Source organism: Cellulomonas sp. P4_A2 (assembly GCF_056402515.1).
Genome location: NZ_JBFUHG010000170.1, coordinates 1 through 394, shown reverse-complemented (window position 1 = coordinate 394; position 394 = coordinate 1). Strand labels below are relative to the sequence as shown.

The following is a 394-nucleotide window of genomic DNA, read 5'->3' as shown; positions in this document are numbered from 1 at the left end:
TCGACACTGGGGATGTCAACGCCTTCGGCGATCACCTTGGCGTTCGCGAGGATCGCGCAGGGCGCGGCGGCGAAGTCGGCGAAGATCTTGGCGCGCTGATCGGGGCTGTGCTCACCATCGACGAAGAACATCTGCGGGTTCAGCCCGGGGAAGGCGTCGGGGTCGGTGCGGCGCAGCAGGCGCAGGGTGTGGCCGAGTTCGGCGGTGAACCTTCTGGCGTCTTCGACGCGATGGAAGAAGACCAGGACGCGGCGCAGGTGGTGTGCGGACATGGTCTTGAGGACGGCCAGGTGCAGGGCGGTGGTGCGCAGCGCGTCGTCGCCGGGAGCGGTGTCGTTGCCGGTGGTGCCGGGGCGGGGAGGTTGAGGGTGGCACGGAGTTCTCTGTCGGTGAT

At 68.3% G+C, this 394-nt stretch carries 1 protein-coding gene; it reads right to left on the bottom strand.

What is annotated here, in order from left to right; translation table 11 throughout:
* On the bottom strand, positions 1-394 hold a 394-nt coding region (locus AC1DUE_RS20575; protein ID WP_477041256.1), incomplete at both ends, for a helicase-related protein.